The 16,922-nt window shown below is 50.0% G+C and carries 14 protein-coding genes; 5 read left to right on the forward strand and 9 right to left on the reverse strand.

Going from position 1 to position 16,922, the window contains the following annotated elements:
- Positions 1-25: 25 nt before the first annotated feature.
- Both E6C74_RS05495 and glgX read right to left on the reverse strand, forming a co-directional pair.
- Complete coding sequence (locus E6C74_RS05495; protein WP_136483699.1) at positions 26-1,876, reverse strand: ABC transporter ATP-binding protein; 1,851 nt, start codon at positions 1,874-1,876, stop codon at positions 26-28.
- Positions 1,877-2,149: 273 nt separating this feature from the next.
- Positions 2,150-4,150: a glycogen debranching protein GlgX gene (gene glgX, locus E6C74_RS05500; RefSeq protein ID WP_136483988.1), complete on the reverse strand. Its 2,001-nt coding sequence runs from the start codon at positions 4,148-4,150 to the stop codon at positions 2,150-2,152.
- Positions 4,151-4,604: 454 nt separating this feature from the next.
- Here glgX and E6C74_RS05505 point away from each other — a divergent pair, with 454 nt between their 5' ends.
- From E6C74_RS05505 to E6C74_RS05515, 3 genes are all read left to right on the forward strand, one after another.
- On the forward strand, positions 4,605-5,915 hold the full coding sequence (locus tag E6C74_RS05505) for a maltoporin (RefSeq protein ID WP_136483989.1): 1,311 nt from the start codon (positions 4,605-4,607) through the stop codon (positions 5,913-5,915).
- A 98-nt stretch (positions 5,916-6,013) separates the two neighbouring features.
- Positions 6,014-6,832 (forward strand): MalM family protein, encoded by an 819-nt coding sequence (locus tag E6C74_RS05510; RefSeq protein WP_136483700.1) that lies wholly within the window; start codon positions 6,014-6,016, stop codon positions 6,830-6,832.
- Positions 6,833-7,115: 283 nt separating this feature from the next.
- A complete protein-coding gene (locus tag E6C74_RS05515) occupies positions 7,116-8,282 on the forward strand; it encodes a tetratricopeptide repeat protein (RefSeq protein WP_136483701.1) in 1,167 nt (388 codons plus the stop codon).
- A 264-nt stretch (positions 8,283-8,546) separates the two neighbouring features.
- Here the strand turns inward: E6C74_RS05515 and sstT are convergent, their stop codons facing one another.
- From sstT to E6C74_RS05545, 6 genes are all read right to left on the reverse strand, one after another.
- Positions 8,547-9,764 (reverse strand): serine/threonine transporter SstT, encoded by a 1,218-nt coding sequence (gene sstT, locus E6C74_RS05520; protein ID WP_136483702.1) that lies wholly within the window; start codon positions 9,762-9,764, stop codon positions 8,547-8,549.
- Positions 9,765-10,249: 485 nt separating this feature from the next.
- A complete protein-coding gene (locus E6C74_RS05525; protein ID WP_136483990.1) occupies positions 10,250-10,690 on the reverse strand; it encodes a copper chaperone PCu(A)C in 441 nt (146 codons plus the stop codon).
- Between the two features lie 4 nt (positions 10,691-10,694).
- Positions 10,695-11,327: an SCO family protein gene (locus E6C74_RS05530; RefSeq protein WP_136483703.1), complete on the reverse strand. Its 633-nt coding sequence runs from the start codon at positions 11,325-11,327 to the stop codon at positions 10,695-10,697.
- Complete coding sequence (locus tag E6C74_RS05535; RefSeq protein WP_136483704.1) at positions 11,324-11,752, reverse strand: hypothetical protein; 429 nt, start codon at positions 11,750-11,752, stop codon at positions 11,324-11,326. Before E6C74_RS05535 ends, E6C74_RS05530 begins: the two co-directional genes overlap by 4 nt.
- Before the next feature lie 240 nt (positions 11,753-11,992).
- Positions 11,993-12,913 carry a DUF368 domain-containing protein gene (locus E6C74_RS05540; protein WP_136483705.1) on the reverse strand — a complete coding sequence of 307 codons (921 nt, stop codon included), beginning with the start codon at positions 12,911-12,913 and terminating at the stop codon, positions 11,993-11,995.
- A gap of 410 nt (positions 12,914-13,323) precedes the next feature.
- The gene (locus E6C74_RS05545; RefSeq protein WP_240798143.1) at positions 13,324-13,971 is read right to left on the reverse strand and encodes a flagellar brake protein; all 648 of its coding nucleotides are present in this window, start codon (positions 13,969-13,971) and stop codon (positions 13,324-13,326) included.
- Positions 13,972-14,259: 288 nt separating this feature from the next.
- Between E6C74_RS05545 and E6C74_RS05550 the strand changes: the two genes are divergently transcribed.
- Positions 14,260-14,538, forward strand: coding sequence for a GNAT family N-acetyltransferase (locus E6C74_RS05550; protein ID WP_240798144.1), 279 nt, complete (start codon positions 14,260-14,262; stop codon positions 14,536-14,538).
- Positions 14,539-14,617: 79 nt separating this feature from the next.
- Here the strand turns inward: E6C74_RS05550 and E6C74_RS05555 are convergent, their stop codons facing one another.
- Complete coding sequence (locus E6C74_RS05555) at positions 14,618-15,598, reverse strand: endonuclease/exonuclease/phosphatase family protein (RefSeq protein ID WP_136483707.1); 981 nt, start codon at positions 15,596-15,598, stop codon at positions 14,618-14,620.
- Positions 15,599-15,738: 140 nt separating this feature from the next.
- Here E6C74_RS05555 and E6C74_RS05560 point away from each other — a divergent pair, with 140 nt between their 5' ends.
- The gene (locus E6C74_RS05560; RefSeq protein ID WP_136483708.1) at positions 15,739-16,914 is read left to right on the forward strand and encodes an MFS transporter; all 1,176 of its coding nucleotides are present in this window, start codon (positions 15,739-15,741) and stop codon (positions 16,912-16,914) included.
- Positions 16,915-16,922: the final 8 nt, after the last annotated feature.

Here is a 16,922-nt window from a genome sequence, read left to right on the forward strand (position 1 = left end):
TGGGTGAATTGCTGGCTGGCAGCGGTTAAGCGACTTCGCCTTCGGTCTCATCGCAGCCGATAAAGCCACCGGTCTGATGCGCCCATAATTGGGCGTAGATTCCATTTTGTTCAATCAACTGCTGGTGGGATCCCTGCTCAACGATGCGGCCCTGATCCAGGACAATCAAGCGATCCATGGCCGCGATGGTGGACAGGCGGTGGGCGATAGCAATCACGGTTTTGCCCTTCATCAGCTGATTGAGGCTTTCCTGTATCGCCGCTTCGACTTCAGAGTCAAGCGCTGAAGTGGCTTCATCCATGACCAGCAGCGGTGCATCTTTGAGCAACACCCGCGAAATGGCAATACGCTGACGTTGCCCGCCTGACAGTTTAACGCCACGCTCGCCGACTTGCGCATCATACCCAACATTACCGTAGGGGTCGGTCAGGGTCTCAATAAATTCGTGCGCATGTGCTTGTTTGGTGGCGCGCAGCAGGTCTGCCTCGCTGGCATCCGGATGGCTGTAGAGAATGTTGTCACGGATTGAGCGGTGCAGCAGAGAGGTATCCTGCGTCACCATACCTATCTGACGGCGCAGCGAATCCTGAGTAACGCCTGCAATGTTCTGACCATCAATGCGTATTTCACCACTTTCCACATCGTGGAAACGCAGCAGCAGATTAACCAGGGTCGACTTTCCAGCTCCGGAGCGGCCAACCAGGCCGACTTTTTCCCCGGGTTTGATGTGCAGGTTAAGGTGGTTGATAACCCCTTTGTTTTCGCCGTAATGGAAGCTGACGTCGTTAAACTCGATGCCGCCCTTTGGTACATTCAATTCGCGTGCGCCGGGCTTGTCTTCGATACTGATTGGCTGGGACAGTGTTTTCATGCCATCGACCACGGTACCCATATTTTCAAACAGACCGCCCACTTCCCACATGATCCACTTCGACATACCGTTGATACGCAGTGCCAGACTGATGGCAATGGCAATCGCACCTACGCTGATGGCGCTGTGCATCCACAGATAAATCGAAATCGCAGCGATGGAAAATACCAGCATATAGTTGGCGATTTCCACCCAGATATTAAAGCCGGTCACCAGACGCATCTGGCGGTATACCGTATCGAGAAAACCCTCCATGCCTTCTTCGGCATACTGGGTTTCTCGCCGGCTGTGTGAAAACAGTTTTACGGTCGCAATATTGGTGTAGCTATCGACAATGCGTCCTGTCATGGTTGAGCGGGCGTCTGCCTGTTCAGCTGAGATTTTTTTCAATTTAGGCACAAAACGAACCTGAATGGCAATGTAGGCCACCAGCCACAATAGCATCGGCATCATCAGGCGCCAGTCTGCCTGAGCCAGCATGACCAGCATGGCGGTAAAGTAGACCGCGACATAGACAAACACATCCAGCGTTTTCATCACAGTTTCGCGCACTGCCAGCGCGGTTTGCATCACTTTGGTGGCGATGCGTCCGGCAAATTCATCCTGATAGAACGACAGGCTCTGTTTGAGCAGATAGCGGTGTGCCAGCCAGCGGATCGACATCGGATAGTTGCCGAGCATGGTCTGGTGAATCAGCATGGAATAAACCGAGACCAGTATCGGCATGCCAACCAACAGCAGGAGTGACAGTCCAATCAGGGTATTGCGATTATCCTGGAAAAAGGTTTCCGGATTGCTCGATGAAAGCCAGTCGACCAATTGACCCATAAAACCAAACAGCGACACTTCGATGATCGCTATGGTGGTGCTCATCAGCGCCATGACCAAGAGTGGCTTTTCGTAGCCTCGGGTGTAGTGGCGGCAGAATGCCCACAACGTATCCGGTGGACGTTGGGGCTCTTTTTTCGGGAAAGCCTGAGTAAAGCTTTCAAACAATTTATACATGAAACATCCTTCTGATTGTCCCGCAACGCGCTTCTGCTTGCCGGACAAGAATGGGCTCACAGTGACGGGGCAAGGGTTTGACGACCCGATGGCTTCGGCTGCCAGTATTATGCAACTGATTGTTTTTTGAGTCGTTACCAGTATAACCTGAATCCGTAGTTACGGGCAGAATTTAAGCGCATAGGCCGGGCTGATAACGGGCGATTTTGTCGCAGAGAATGACAACGCCCGGCTGGCGGGCGTTGTGCAAGGGGGGCAGATAATGGGCCGGCCTCAGGCTTTTTTAGCACCAGAGGCTGGTTTTTTCTTAGCGTGCGTCTTGGGCTGATAATGTAAAATAGCCATTGATATCGGCAACTGCAGTACTTCACCTTCGGCATGCCCCGGCTGAACCTGACGCATGTTGGTATCGCAGATGATTTTCCAGTCCTGCTTACGATCATTGGGCAGGACAAATCGGGCCGGAGCGTTGGTCTGGTTAATCAAATACAGCAGTTCTTGGCCTTCTTCACCAATGCCGATGTGCAGTGCCACGCAGCTCAGCCGGTTCCAGTCGTCATGTTCCATCAATTGACCGTCGACACGACGCCAGAATATACGGTTAAAATTGCGCTCCTCACCACTGAAAGCGCGAATGAAAGGCACCATGTAAGTCTGACGGGCTGCGACCATCTCAGCCAGCCAGTTCTTGAAATAAGACTTACGCTCTGATGGTGTCCAGTCGAGCCAACTGATCTCGTTATCCTGACAATAGGCGTTGTTATTGCCCTTCTGGCTGTGGGACAGTACATCTGCGGTTAGAATATGTGGGATACCGAACGCAAACAGCAGGCTGGCCATAAAGTTGCGCTTTTGCCGCTCGCGGATAGTGCGGATAACCATGTTGTCGGTTTCACCTTCGACCCCATAATTATCTGAGCGGTTATCACCGTGACCGTCCCGGTTTTGCTCGCCGTTGGCTTCATTATGCTTGAGCTTGTATGACACCAAATCCTGCAGGGTAAAACCGTCATGATAAGTAATGTAGTTAACGGTCAGTTTATACGGCCAGTTGGCGGCACTGTATAAATCGCGCGATCCCATTAATCGGGTGGCGAACTCTTTCAGGTAGCCCTGATCACCACGCCAGAAACTGCGAGTAATATCGCGTAGTTTGTCGTTTGTCTCGTTCCAGCCAAATGGAAAGTTACCGACCTGATAGCCGTTGGGGCCGATATCCCAGGGTTCAGCGATGAGCTTGACCTGACGCAGTACCGGATCTTGAGCCACCGCTTTAAAGAAAGCGGCGTCACGACTGAAATCATCGCCGATACGGCCAAGAGTCGCCGCCAGATCAAAGCGAAAGCCGTCAACATGAAATTCACTAACCCAGTAGCGCAGCGTATCCATCACCAGGTTGAGTGATGCCTGATAAGAGAGATCTAAGGTATTACCGCAGCCGGTAAAATTAGCGTAATGCTTGCCATGTTTGAGGTAGTAGCTGGGATCAAGCGCTTTAAGGTTAAACACCGGGCCATCTTGACCACCTTCTGCAGTGTGGTTATAGACCACATCCAGAATGACCTCGATACCTTGCCTATGCAGCTCCCGGATGGTGGTTTTAAGTTCGGTGACGGCATCCTGACTGGCATAGCGCGGATCCGGCGCCATAAACAGATACGGGTTATAACCCCAGTAGTTAACCGTCTCCATCTCAAGTAAATGTGGCTCATGCATACATGCGGCAATCGGTAGCAGTTGCAGGGTATTGATCTGCTGCTGACGATAAAACTCCAGCATAGGTTCGCTGACAAGGCCAAGATAAGTGCCGCGCAGCGCACTATTGACTTGCGGGTGAAGTTTGGTCGCGCCTTTGACATGGGTTTCGAACAGGACCATTTCGTCGCGCGGACGATTGGGTTTCGCGACATCCTGCCAGTCAAAGTGACTATCCGTGACCACGCATTTGGCCAGAGAAAAACTATCGCGCAGTTGAAACGGAACTTTGTAAGTCAGGTTTTTGTCCAATGCTTTCGCATAGGGGTCGGAAATATAGAAAAGTTCTTCATCACTCTGGATTAAAAAGCCGTACCGTTGACCAGCCTGAATACCTTCGAGGTAAATGTGCTGAATCCCGGCGTATTGGTCTGCAAAGGGATGAGTTTGGTAACTGCCGTCAGAGTTGAACAACGCCAGTAACAGGTTTTTGTTAGCCGGTGCATACACAGCAAAATTGCATCCATCTGGATCAAGTGTTGCACCTAAAGGGTAAGGGCGAGAACGAGTCGTTTTCATCATATCCAGTCGTTGTTGTTATTGGCGTAATATTAACCATCATTTTTTAAGTAAAAGGCTTTGGCCGTTCAAGGTCAAGAGCCTGGTCACATATTTTATAATGTAATTTTATTTCAGAAGTGCATGGCTAATACGTTGAAATTGTGATCAAATATGCATTTTGTATTCCAGGATCCTGGAAGTTAATGATCTCCTCCGCCCCGAAATTCGTGATCAGCCCTAAAGAAAGACCATACCTGTAATTTTCTACGCCTTTCTACTCCCCCTTAATAATCTCAAGGGGTGGAGGAAGTGTGCCTGTCGGCCGTCAAGTAATCTGAGTTGCAGTTGAAACAAACGGGGTTTACCCCATCACCCTCTGACGTTAAACCCATCTTTTCTGCCTTTTAGAGACGTTTAACCCGCCAGAGAGTGACGAAAATTCCGATAAAAACGACCCTAAATGGAGTTAATGATGAAAAAAGTAAGTGTAATCGCTGCCGCAGTGGCTGCTTCTCTGGCAGCAGGTTCCGCATTCGCAGTGGATTTTCATGGCTACATGCGTGCTGGTGTCGGTGTCAGCGCCGACGGTGGTCAACAAGTAACTTATGAGAAGAATAAAGTTGGTCGTCTGGGCAACGAAGGTGATATCTACGGCGAAGTTCAGCTGGGTCAGGAAGTCTACAACAACAACGGCAAAACGTTTTATGTTGACTCTATGGTTGCGATGACCTCTAACGGCTCGAATGACTGGGAAGGTACTGGTACTAACTGTGGTTTGAATGACGCAGGTGATGGTGTGGATTGTGTTGATGATGCTGAATTTGCGCTGCGTCAGTTCAACGTTCAGGCGAAAGGGGTGCTGGGCTTTGCACCGGAAGCCACACTGTGGGCCGGTAAACGCTTCTACCAACGTCACGACATCCACATCAGTGACTTCTACTACTGGAACATTTCCGGTGCCGGTGCAGGTATTGAAGGTATCGAAACCGGTCCGGGTAAATTATCTCTGGCTTGGGTGCGTAGTGATCGCAACGACAATTTTAGTTTAGGTTCAAATAACCCAGGTGATACTCCGGATAGCGGCAACAGTGGCGGCGCTGTGAACGTGAATACGCTGGACGCGCGTTATGCAGGTATCCCTTTGTGGGACAACGGCTCACTGGAAGTCGGTGTGGATTACGCGATCGTAAATGAAACGGACAGCGCTTCTCAGGCTGCAAAAGATGCGAAAAACGGCGTGATGCTGACTGCTGAGCTGACTCAGGGGCTGGCGAACGGTTTCAATAAAACGGTCGTCCAATACGGTACCGAAGGTTATTCTAAAACCATGGCCTTCTATGGTGACGGCAGCTGGTACGGTGCAGAAGCTAAGAGTGGCGCTGATGGTTACCGTTTGATCAACATGGGTGTGGTTGGCCTGGGTGACAGCTGGGAACTGGGTCACCAACTTGTGTATGGTGTTGGCCAGGACATGTGGGATGGTCAGGACAAATACGAAGCGATGTCCGTTGTGGTTCGTCCTGTTTACAAATGGGATGAGTACAATAAGACTATCTTTGAGGCAGGCTACGCAGTTGATGACAACGACGGAGACAAAAATAAATTTGGTAAGCTGACAGTGGCGCAAGCCTGGTCTGCCGGTTCAAGTTTCTGGGCTCGTCCTGAAATCCGTCTGTACGCGTCTTACCTGACTAACGATAACGATGGCGATTCCAACGTGTTCGATAATGGTACTTCTGATAATTCATTCCAGTTTGGTGTACAAGCCGAAGCTTGGTGGTAATTGTCTCATTTTTTTAAAACTAATAAACTGTCCTAAACTAATACAGCCAGATAGACTCTGGCTGTATTTCTTTCAAGCAGATATTGAGGTAAACGTTAATGAGAAAATGGCTTACTCCCATATTGTTAGGGATGGTGGTGACCGGTTGTACATCCGTAGATCCTGTTGAGATGGATTCGCAGGGGGCGCAGCAAGTCATTACTCAGGCAGAACAGATCAGCTGGACTCCGCTCGCGGTGCCGGTGACGACTGAGTTTGCGCTCACCGAGAAAAGCCAGATTTTGCTGGATGGTCACAGTGCCGGCGCGATTGCGGGCTTTAAGATCCCGGGCAACCGCGGTAGCCTGGATATGCAGATCGAAACGTTTGTCAGCCAGGATATGCAGTTCTATGCACCAAATGTCGAGGTGCTGAACAGCAAGGGTGAGTCGATTTATCATGCAGATTTTGCCCAGTTTAAATATGTTCCGGCCAAGCTGCTCGACAACGACAAATTTGTTCTAGATTTCAACGTGATTCCTGACATGAGTGGTCAGGACCTGCACGTGCTGATTTACACCACTGCTGAGGATATCAAAGGCAGCAGTACCATCATGCATCCGGCCAAAGCGTTCGCGATTGCGCGTCATACTCAGCCGCCTGATATCGCCGACCCGCAAGCCAAGCACAGCTCATTAGGCCAATTTCGTTTGTCTGTGTCAGCCAACGATATCATCAACCGCAAGATTGTTAACCAGAACGACAATATACCACAGGGTACTGAGCTGACCGGGTATTACCACACCGCGATTGAGCGTTCGGTCGAAGCCAACGATATTCCAAAAGCATTGAGCTTACTCGATGAAGCCAAAGCACTGGGTATCCAGGGGGCGCAGGAAGTGTTTGTTAAAGCGGTGAATCGTAAATCGGCTCAGTGATTTTTCTCTGTCCACAGTGGGTGAACAGTCAATTGCGGTTCACCCTTAATTTGTTTGTCACTAGCCAGACACGTTGCGAGCCCCATGTGTCTGCGCTCAAATCCTATCTTCAATAAGATTGTCAGTACCGCGCTCTAATGGAGTGCGGTACTATGGTCATCTATCCTGCTGGGATGATATTACGCAGGCCTTCATTTATTCAGCACTGTTAGCGCATATCAGACTCAATCTTTTGGCGTTTCAGCCGATACAGTGCACAAAGTACAGATAAAGAATTAATTGTATGAATACCATAGGGATCGCGATTGGCGCGACAGGCTTATCACTGATACTGATTTTTGTCTGGATGATTTCACTTTCGGTACGTAAAAAGCGCCTGGAAGCTGAGAAAAAAGCGCGTGAAGAAGCGTATCGTAAAGCGCTGGAGCGTCAGCGAGATCTGGAGCGTAAAGAGCGCCTGCAAAAAGCAGAGTCCGGCCATGTACCGACCATGCTGTTTCTGGCCAAAGAAGCGGAACGCAGCAATTTGCGCGAAGCTCTGTTCTGGTATGAAAAAGCAGCCCAGAGCGACAACATTCCCGGCATGTATGGCATCGTAAGATTATGCCAACGGATGCGTGACGATGTGATTTTAAAAGAAAAAGCCAAGTTCTGGCAGAATTACCTCCGTGGTGTGGAAGGTGACAATGCCGCAAAGTATGAGGCAGGACGTGCACTGTTTCATGGTCGCGGTGTGGAGACAGATGTCACCAAAGGTATCGCTATCATTCAGGAAGCGGCTGAACAACACTATATCGACGCCATGTTGTTTATGGGCGAGTGGTGCGTGTCACACGATAATATAGCGCCAGCTCCGGGTGACTCGACTTACTGGTATTCCAAGGCAGCCAGCCTACATAGCCTGGAAGGCATGATGAAACTGGGGATGAATTATATCAAAGGCGTCGGGGTAAGCAGTGATTTTGCCAAAGGTATTTACTGGCTTGAGCGGGCCTGTGAAAAAGGTCATGCTGAAGCCATGTATCATTGTGGTCAGGCTTGGATCGAACGTGGTGCTCACGGTAAAGCGAATGCCTACATCTGGTTGTTTCTGTCGGTATTATTCGGTTACGAACCTGCCAAGGCTCTGCGCGATCAGGTAGGCAGTCAGATAGGTGTGGATTCAGTGGTTGGTCTGCAGTCGCTGGCTAAGCCTTTGCAGAAGAAAATTGCCTCCGGTACGGTACGGAAACATTCCATTATCCGTGCGCTGAATAAACTGTATAAACGCGGTGTGCCGATATCCGATGTGGCGGATCCCAGTGAGGATACGCAAGAGCCCGGGCTGCACCGTGATGAGTTTGGCGTTGATGGCGAACTGCTCCAACCGACGCAGTTACCCGCGGATCAGACGGAAACGAAGCCGTCACCAGCAGTGAATTTTTCGCACACTCCGATGGACCGTTATTAGCACCTGAGAGTGCTTCCGGCTTATCGCCGACAGTAACTCTCTTTCAACAGTAACTGTCTTTCAACAATGACTCAGTTTCAACAATGACTCAGGCTAATTGTCGCCTGAGGTCATGACACCGTACCCTGTTTCATTCAGACGCCGATTACTGACCGTTGACCTTGATCAACGGTCAGTAGTGAGTACAAGCAGTGAGTACATAAGACAGATCAAAAATGCCCCGACACAGCGGGGCATTTTCATGTCTAACGAGTAGCTTAGTGATTAAGCAGCCGGTTTATGTTCTGAGTGACATACTGCTGCGGTAAACACAACGTCCGTCGAACTGTTTAGTGCAGTCTCTGCTGAGTCCTGAATCACGCCGATAATGAAACCGACACCGACAACCTGCATCGCAACTTCATTCGGGATACCAAACAGACCACAAGCCAGTGGGATCAGCAGCAGTGAACCACCTGCAACACCTGATGCGCCGCAGGCAGAAATTGCCGCAACCACGCTTAGCAGCAACGCTGTCATCAGGTCGATTTGAATACCCAGAGTATGCACTGCAGCCAGAGTCAGAACGGTAATCGTGATCGCTGCGCCGCCCATGTTGATGGTTGCACCCAGAGGAATCGATACAGAGTAGGTGTCTTCGTCCAGTTTCAGGCGTTCACACAGCGCCATGTTGACCGGAATGTTGGCTGCACTTGAACGGGTGAAGAACGCAGTTACACCGCTCTCACGCAGACACTGCAGAACCAACGGGTATGGATTGGTGCCTGTTTTGATGTAAACAATCAGCGGGTTTACGAGCAGGGCAATGATCAGCATTGCGCCAAGCAGAACCGCCAGCAGTTGCGCGTAGCCAGCCAGCGCGCTGAAACCTGTGGTCGCGAAGGTCGAAGAAACCAGGCCAAAAATACCAAATGGCGCGAGACGAATAATGAAACGCACGATTTGAGAGACGCCGTGGCTCAGATCTTCAAATACCGCTTTGGTGGTTGCAGAAGCATGGTGCAGCGCCAGACCAAGGCCGATAGCCCAGGCCAGAATACCGATGTAGTTAGCAGACATCAGGGCATTTACCGGGTTGTCGACCAGTTTGAATAGCAGAGTATGCAAAACTTCAGCAATGCCTTGTGGTGGCGTTGCCCCTTCAGCACCAGCAACCAGCGTCAAAGTGGTCGGGAACAGGAAGCTTAGTAATACAGCGGTCAGCGCTGCGGCAAAGGTTCCCAAAAGGTATAGAATGACGATCGGGCGCATAAAGGTATGCTGGTTTTTCTTTTGGTTGGCGATAGACGCGGCAACCAGAATAAACACCAGAATTGGTGCAACGGCTTTGAGTGCACCTACAAAAAGGCTTCCGAGTAAACCCGCGTTTTGTGCAGATTCCGGTGCGACGAGTGCCAGCAGGATACCAAGGATGATACCTGCCAGGATTTGCAGCACCAGGTTACCGCGCGCAAAACGGGCAAAAATATTGTTGCTTTGCATTAGTTATCCCTGAGATGAAAATAAAGTTCAGTTTGTAGTTATTTCAGTGAATATCACTGAAGGTAGCCAATATTAACGTCACGGGATAATGTGTCTAGGATTAATTGTTCGTTAGAACAAAAAATTACCGCTTATGTTGAATTGCAACACATTTTAGGATTTTTGTTAAATATTTGTAGTTGACTTGGTTGTGAGCGGATTGGTCAGGTATTTGGTGTGTTGAATTATTTTCAGACTATTGTACCGCTCTCAGAAAAGAGCGCAGTCCCTTGTTCTGACTGCTATGCGTCTGGTTTGGTATTGAGTGCGCAAAGCCAGCACCGAATGACCGTTTGGTTCCAAAAGCGAGTGGAATAAGGTGTCATTAACGTTCTGGTTACATTTTCTGGGTGGTGGCGGGGGCAGCAGATATCCGTGGCGTGATGAAGAAAAAGAGCGGGAAGTAAAAGTGCCGGCAGTTCAAGCGCGCGGCACTGAACGCCATATTAATGCTGATGCATTCCTGCCATCACCTTTTTTACCGGGGCATCAAAACGGTAGTGGTCGCCATTTTCTAATTGCAGTTCGACCTCAATGTTCATACCTGCCATCAGGGGCTGGGGTAAATCAAACAACATAATATGAAAACTGCCGGGTTTGAGTTGCAGCGAGCCGCCGGCCGGTAGTTTAAAAGAAGTGACCTGACGCATTTTCATCATGTCACCCTCGGTGATCACGTCATGCAGTTCTGCTTTGCCCGCTGCCGGTGTCAGCGCTGCCACTATGGAATGGTCCTGGTTGTCATGGTTGCTGATAGTGGCGAATACGGCACTGGTGACCGCATTGGGCGGGGTCGCGCGGGCATACGCCTGGCTCACTTCCAGGGTGGTGGCTGATAGTGTCATCGGACTTAGCAGGACGGCCGCTAATAAGCACATTTTGGTCATCACTTTACTCTCCTTGTGATGGGGGGATATTCGACGTTGCAGACAGAACTTGCTGAATTGCGGCGATGATCGGCGCCGGGTTCTGGGTGTGAGGCACCTTAGTGATCAGGCTGCCATCCGGACGAATAAAGTAGAAATAGGAGCTGTGGTCCAGGGTATATTGCAGCTTGGAGTCAGGTAATTCAGTCTTGCGGAAGATCACGCCATATTGATGAGCCAGAGCCGTCGTCACCGCGAGCGGGGCAGACAAACCTTCCAGCATCGGATGGAAGTAATGGGCATATTTGGCCGAGTCGGCGGCGTTATCTCTTTCCGGATCAAGAGAGATGAACATCGGGCGTAATTGATGCAGAGCTGTATCATCCAACTGATTCAGCGCTCCGGCTAACATCGCCAGTGAGGTAGGACACACGTCCGGGCAACGGGTGAAGCCAAAATAGAGAATGCGGATACGGTTGTCGTTTCGGTCAAACACCTCGACCGCTTTATTATTTTCACCATATAACACCACCGACTTAAGCTGTGTTGCGTTCTGTGGCGGTTGCATCGGCTGCTGTTGATGTGTGTCGAGATAGTTTTTTAGCGCGAAGCCAAGCGCAAAAGCCACCACCAGGATCAGAGACCAGTTTTTACTCATCGTTGCATCCTTATTGCCGGATAGACAGTTTGTCTGCCATCGGTCAGAGTACCAAGCCAGGTCATATCGCCTGCGGTACAGACTGGCAGGACGATATCAGCAGTAAAGATCCCCTGCTGATTGCGCTGCAACTTAAAGCGCACTTCTCCCATCTCCATTTCCAGACCTTGCATGGAGAGCAGCAGAGTCTCTGCAGCGGTGTCCGGCCAGTCTATGTGAATGAGGGTTGCAACCAGTGGCTGCACATGGTCGTCGGCCATTGTCATGGTGACGTTGTGTTGCTGGCAACTGATGGTGGACAGGGTGCAGTAATCGCCCAAGTCAGCCGGGCGATGTCCCTGCTGAGAAAAACCGGTCATCTGGGCGGCAAAAAAGCCGCCGGTCAGCGCTAAAAGGATGCAGCCAATGTGAAGTGTTCTTTGCATTCGGACGGCTCAGATCATCGAAGGCTACAGCGACGTTGTCTGCTATTGCCAGGTTTAACATCACAACACAGTTACGCCAGTCACGGGAATGACGTAATTAAGGCAAGACTAGCACATTGCATAATAAGTGGCTGTGAGCAAAGGGGAAAATTGTGATAGTGCGGTAGAAATCTGGGCCTGGCGCAGGGGCGATATGAATAACAAAGGTGGCTGCAGCCACCTTTTGTGTTGGTCAGTTGGTCACATGTCGTGACGGCTGGCATATTTCTCCAGGCCTAATACCAGAGCAATCGCACATACCATGAACAGGATAGCGATACCTAGTTGAGCTGGCTGGGATGTTACGGATTCAAATTCAAAAGGACTGAGATTATGTTGCAGCAGCGGTACTTGTTCACCGTGTGAATTGGTGCGCCAACTGAGAGTCTCTTTCCAGGGCCAGATTTTCGGTAGAGTCCCCAGCATCAGGCCGGTGAGAAAAGACAGCGTGACGTCACGATAGTGGTTCAGCAGCCATGACAGCAGGTGAGAGAAGCAGAGCAAGCCTGCCACACAACCGAGCACAAACAATCCCAGCACACTGCCTTGCAACGATTTCACCGCATCAATAATCGGCGTATACATACCGATCAGCAGCAGGATAAAGCTACCGGATATACCGGGTAGAATCATCGCACAGATGGCAATGCTGCCTGCCAGCAGAATATTGAGGCTGGTAAAATCCATACTAAGAGGCTTGATTACGGTAATCGAATAGGCGAACGCCACCCCGAGTGCCAGACAGCACCAGCGGGACACACTTTTTTGCTGAACCTGACGCAGAATATGGTACACAGAGACCAAAATTAAACCGAAGAAGAAAGACCAGGTCGGGATGGGATGGGTTTCCAGCAGCCAGGAGATGAGTTTCGCCAGGCTGACGATGCTGGTGATGATGCCGCCGAACAATGCGATCAGAAATCCGCCGTTGATATGACGAAAAGCGGCAGCAAAACCTTCTCGTCTCCATAAGCCGAGTAAATGTGGGTTAATGCGGCGAATACTTTCTAACAGGGTATCGTATACGCCGGTAATAAAAGCAATAGTCCCCCCTGACACGCCGGGTACAACATCCGCAGCGCCCATGGCGATACCTTTTAAAAATGTAGTGATGTAATTCATTACTAACCTTATTAGACCAACTGATGACGGCAGTATACCCAAAAAGGCGAGTCAAATCCGACCGATAAATTGAAATTATCGTTAAACAATGTCAGCGTAGATTAAGTGATGAGTTGCGTATCAAAATGCGTGTTTTTGCATTTTGCAATTTTTAAAATGCAAAAACATGCTGAAGATTGAGGTGAATGTGCGCAGAACAGGCCGAAAAAGCGCTTTTCAAGTTGGCACGCTTAATGCATAATATGTGTCGACCCTTATTAAGCCGAGGGTCACCTAGCCAACTGACGTTGTTAGTGAATCGATATTTGTTCACATCATATATAAGCCAATCGCACCATTTGCGGTTGGCTCTTTTTTTATCTGTCGTTGGTCAATCCTGCCTGCAACTCCAAGTCGTTTGGGGCTAGTCTTTATTCCACGTTCAAGGTTAATTTCGTACCGTTGAATTTGAGTCGTGCCAGCAAATTTTTAGCGTTGGTCTTACCCTGATCGTTAAATTCCAAGCCGTAACGGGCATAATGCATTGAGCGCTGTAAGTTACAGATTTTACCAGTCAGCGGCGCAAACACTTTACTGCTTCTGCGGTCTGCAAACAGCTCGACGGAGACCAGATCTCCCACCTGATAGGTACGGCCAACCGGAGCGGTAATGAAACGACAGCCACTTTTAGACAGATCCCGGACTTCGCATTCCGCTTTTTGTTCACCCAGGTAAACCTTGCCGGACAAGTTGACCTCGTAACGCGGTTCTTTACGTAGCTGGGTGACTTGCATGGTGTTGGGAATGGACAGCATCGCCAGCGCTATCGGCTCTTGCATAATGTGCAGTAGCTGGCTGCGAAAATGCAGCATAGCGCCTTCCCCACGTGGGGAAATGGCTCGGACGTTGATCCAGAATCCTTCCTGAAAGAAAAAGTTGAGATCTTCTGCTGAGACCTGTGGAATCTCTATCAACAGATAAGTATCAGAATGCGTGCCAATAAAAGGGGTTTTACAACTGAATTTAGTTCCGACCGGAGTAGTGATGCTTAAAGTCAGCTCACTGCCGTGTTCCACCATCGCCAACGCATCTGTGCTGTTGAGAGTCGACACATTTTTTTGTCGGGCGCTGGACTTCGAGCTTCCATGCTCTTGTGGTGTTGCCACTGACTGTGCGCGCATTATGGTCTCCGTATTATTGACTGCTTTTATGCTTTTTTTCTGCAGTTAAGCACATTTTATGATTAGATAATTTGAGATTCAATGTGATGAGGCGACAATTTCTTTGAGTTATTTATCAAAATTGGAGCAAAAGTGAAGCGGAACAGCTCGCATACGGCGTCGGATGAGGCTGGCAATTACCATGAAGTGGTGTTTGATCAACAACAGCAGCAGATTCGGGTGCATCTGGAGGGCGACGACTGGGCCCGGATGGACTATTACCTGGAGGGGAGAGTGATGACAATAACCTCAACCCGAATTCCCGAATCACTGCGTGGCAAGGGATACGGACAAGTCATGATGGAGTGCATTCTACCGTTGCTGGAAGCGAGACAATGGCAGCTGATTCCGCGTTGTAGTTACGTTGCACACTATCTGCAGCGCCATTCCCGATGGCAGCACTTGATCAAGACGGCGGGATTATGATCTGCCTGAGGCAAGGATCAATGCTGTCCGCCTTGCGATGCTTTAAGGTGAACCGGGCAGTGATAGCGCTCATTATTATTTAAAGCGGCAACTCGCTATTCCCGGCTATGGTTTTAGCGCACTGCAAGGTCACGGCAACCAGGGCGTGATCGCTGGCAAAGCGGTCGGCTTCTGAGTGCGGATTGACCAGATGGTGATCTTCCACATGATAATCGACCACGGTTGCCACCGGATGGTCGGCGTCCTGGGTAAAGTCGCTGCTGAGCAGGATATAGTCGAGCACCTGACCACTGGCGCCACTGTAATGGGTCGGTTTCCGTGTTCCTGCGTGACTATGGCTAAAGAGCTCCCAACTGTCGTGCAGATGATAGGGCAGTAAAGGTGCAAAAGTATCAGGCTGGCGGAAACGATGAGTCGCGCGCAGCGCATTGAATTCCATGCTGCTTAGCACCTGGTTGAAATCGCCCATCAGTACCATGGGATGGCCATACTGGCGTTTGCGCTGCACCATGGCCTGATGAAGCAGGTGCGCCTCTTGTCCTCGTTGCATCGCGGATTGCCAGCGTCCGTAGAGCTCTGTTTGCCAGGCATCAACCAACCTGGCGTCTTCCTCGCTTTCCAGCATTGAACGCTGGGATTTAAAATGCACCACATACACATCCACCAGGCCGAGCGCCGGATGGATGAGGGTTGCACGTAGCGGCTGACGTTGAAAACTGAACCCCTCCACCGTCACATCGATCTGCTTGACCTCGATCAGTTCGAAACGCGAGGCAATCGCGACGACAGGCGATGAATAAATGTAGCCATCGCTGATTTTGGGTTGATCGACCACCGCGAAATAAGGGTACCCCAACTCCGTCACTTGCTGTTGCAGAGCCTCTGGCGTGAATACTTCCTGGAAACCAATCACATCGGCATTCAGCGCGGCGAGTTTACGATTTAGCCAGGCTTGTTTCTGCTGCCACTGGCCAGCTTCGTAAATATTGTTAAAGTCATAAAACGCATTCGGCGGCGCCAGATAATTGAGCAGATTGGCAGTAGCAAATCGGATATGCATAGCAGTCCTCGGCAGTCAGGTATGATGTCAGCGTTCGTTCAACAGGTATTGGTGTTAATGTTGTGCTACAGAAAGGTTACAGTGCACAGAAGTTTAGGTAAACTGGCCGCCTGTTAAACGCTAGGATGATAATAATACCCATGGAAGCTAAAAATTGGCGAACTCCTGAAAATTTTCTGCTGATAATTTCGATTATCGTGCCGATTGCATTTTCCAGCTGGATGGCCCTGCTCAACAATTTTGCGGTTGAGCAAGCGCAGTTTAATGGTGCAGACATCGGCTTGCTGCAAAGTGTGCGTGAAATTCCGGGCTTTCTCGCCTTCACCGCCATCTTTGTTCTGCTGTTCATTCGTGAACAGCGTTTTATGATCATCGCGCTGGCGATGCTCACTTTCGGAGTGACCATGACCGGATGGTTCCCGACTCTGACCGGTCTGTTGTTTACCACTTTGATCATGTCGATCGGATTCCACTATTTTGAAACATTAAAACAGTCCCTCTCGCTGCAATGGCTGACTAAAGAAGAAGCGCCGGAAATGCTGGGTAAATTTATCTCGGTTGGCGCGTTGGCTTCCCTCATCACCTATGGCGTTGTCTGGGTGATGCTGGAGCAATTACAGCTCAGTTACAAATGGGTATATGGCATCACAGGAGGGACCGGTTTGGTGTTGGTGATTGCCATCGCATTACTGTTTCCTGAATTTCAGGCTAAGACACCGCAGAACAAGAAACTGGTGCTGCGTAAACGCTACTGGCTTTACTATGCGCTGACTTTTATGAGTGGCGCACGGCGTCAGATATTTACCGTGTTTGCCGGTTTTCTGATGGTGGAAAAATTTGGCTATTCGGCGGCTGATATTACCCTGCTATTTTTGATCAACTATGTGTTCAACTTCCTGTTTGCTAAGCGTATTGGTCGTTTTATTGGCATTGTTGGCGAACGCAAAGCACTAATGTTTGAGTACCTTGGGCTGATTTGTGTGTTTGTTAGCTATGCTTTCGTGACTGATGCTCATTGGGCTGCGGGCCTGTACGTGGTTGACCATCTGTTTTTTGCGCTGGCGCTGGCGGTGAAAACCTATTTCCAGAAAATTGCTGATCCGGCTGATATGGCCTCTACTGCGGGTGTGTCGTTTACGATTAACCACATCGCAGCGGTCGTGATTCCGGTGACCTTCGGTCTGCTGTGGCTGGTTTCGCCAGCCGCGGTATTTCTGATCGGGGCTGCGATGGCCGGAGTTTCTTTCCTGCTCTCTCTCAATATTCCTGGTCAGCCGCAGGAAGGCAACGAAGTGCGCATCCTGCGCTGGAGCTGATAGCGGCT

Source organism: Vibrio sp. H11 (assembly GCF_004804295.1).
Classification (GTDB): Bacteria; Pseudomonadota; Gammaproteobacteria; order Enterobacterales; family Vibrionaceae; genus Vibrio; species Vibrio ostreae.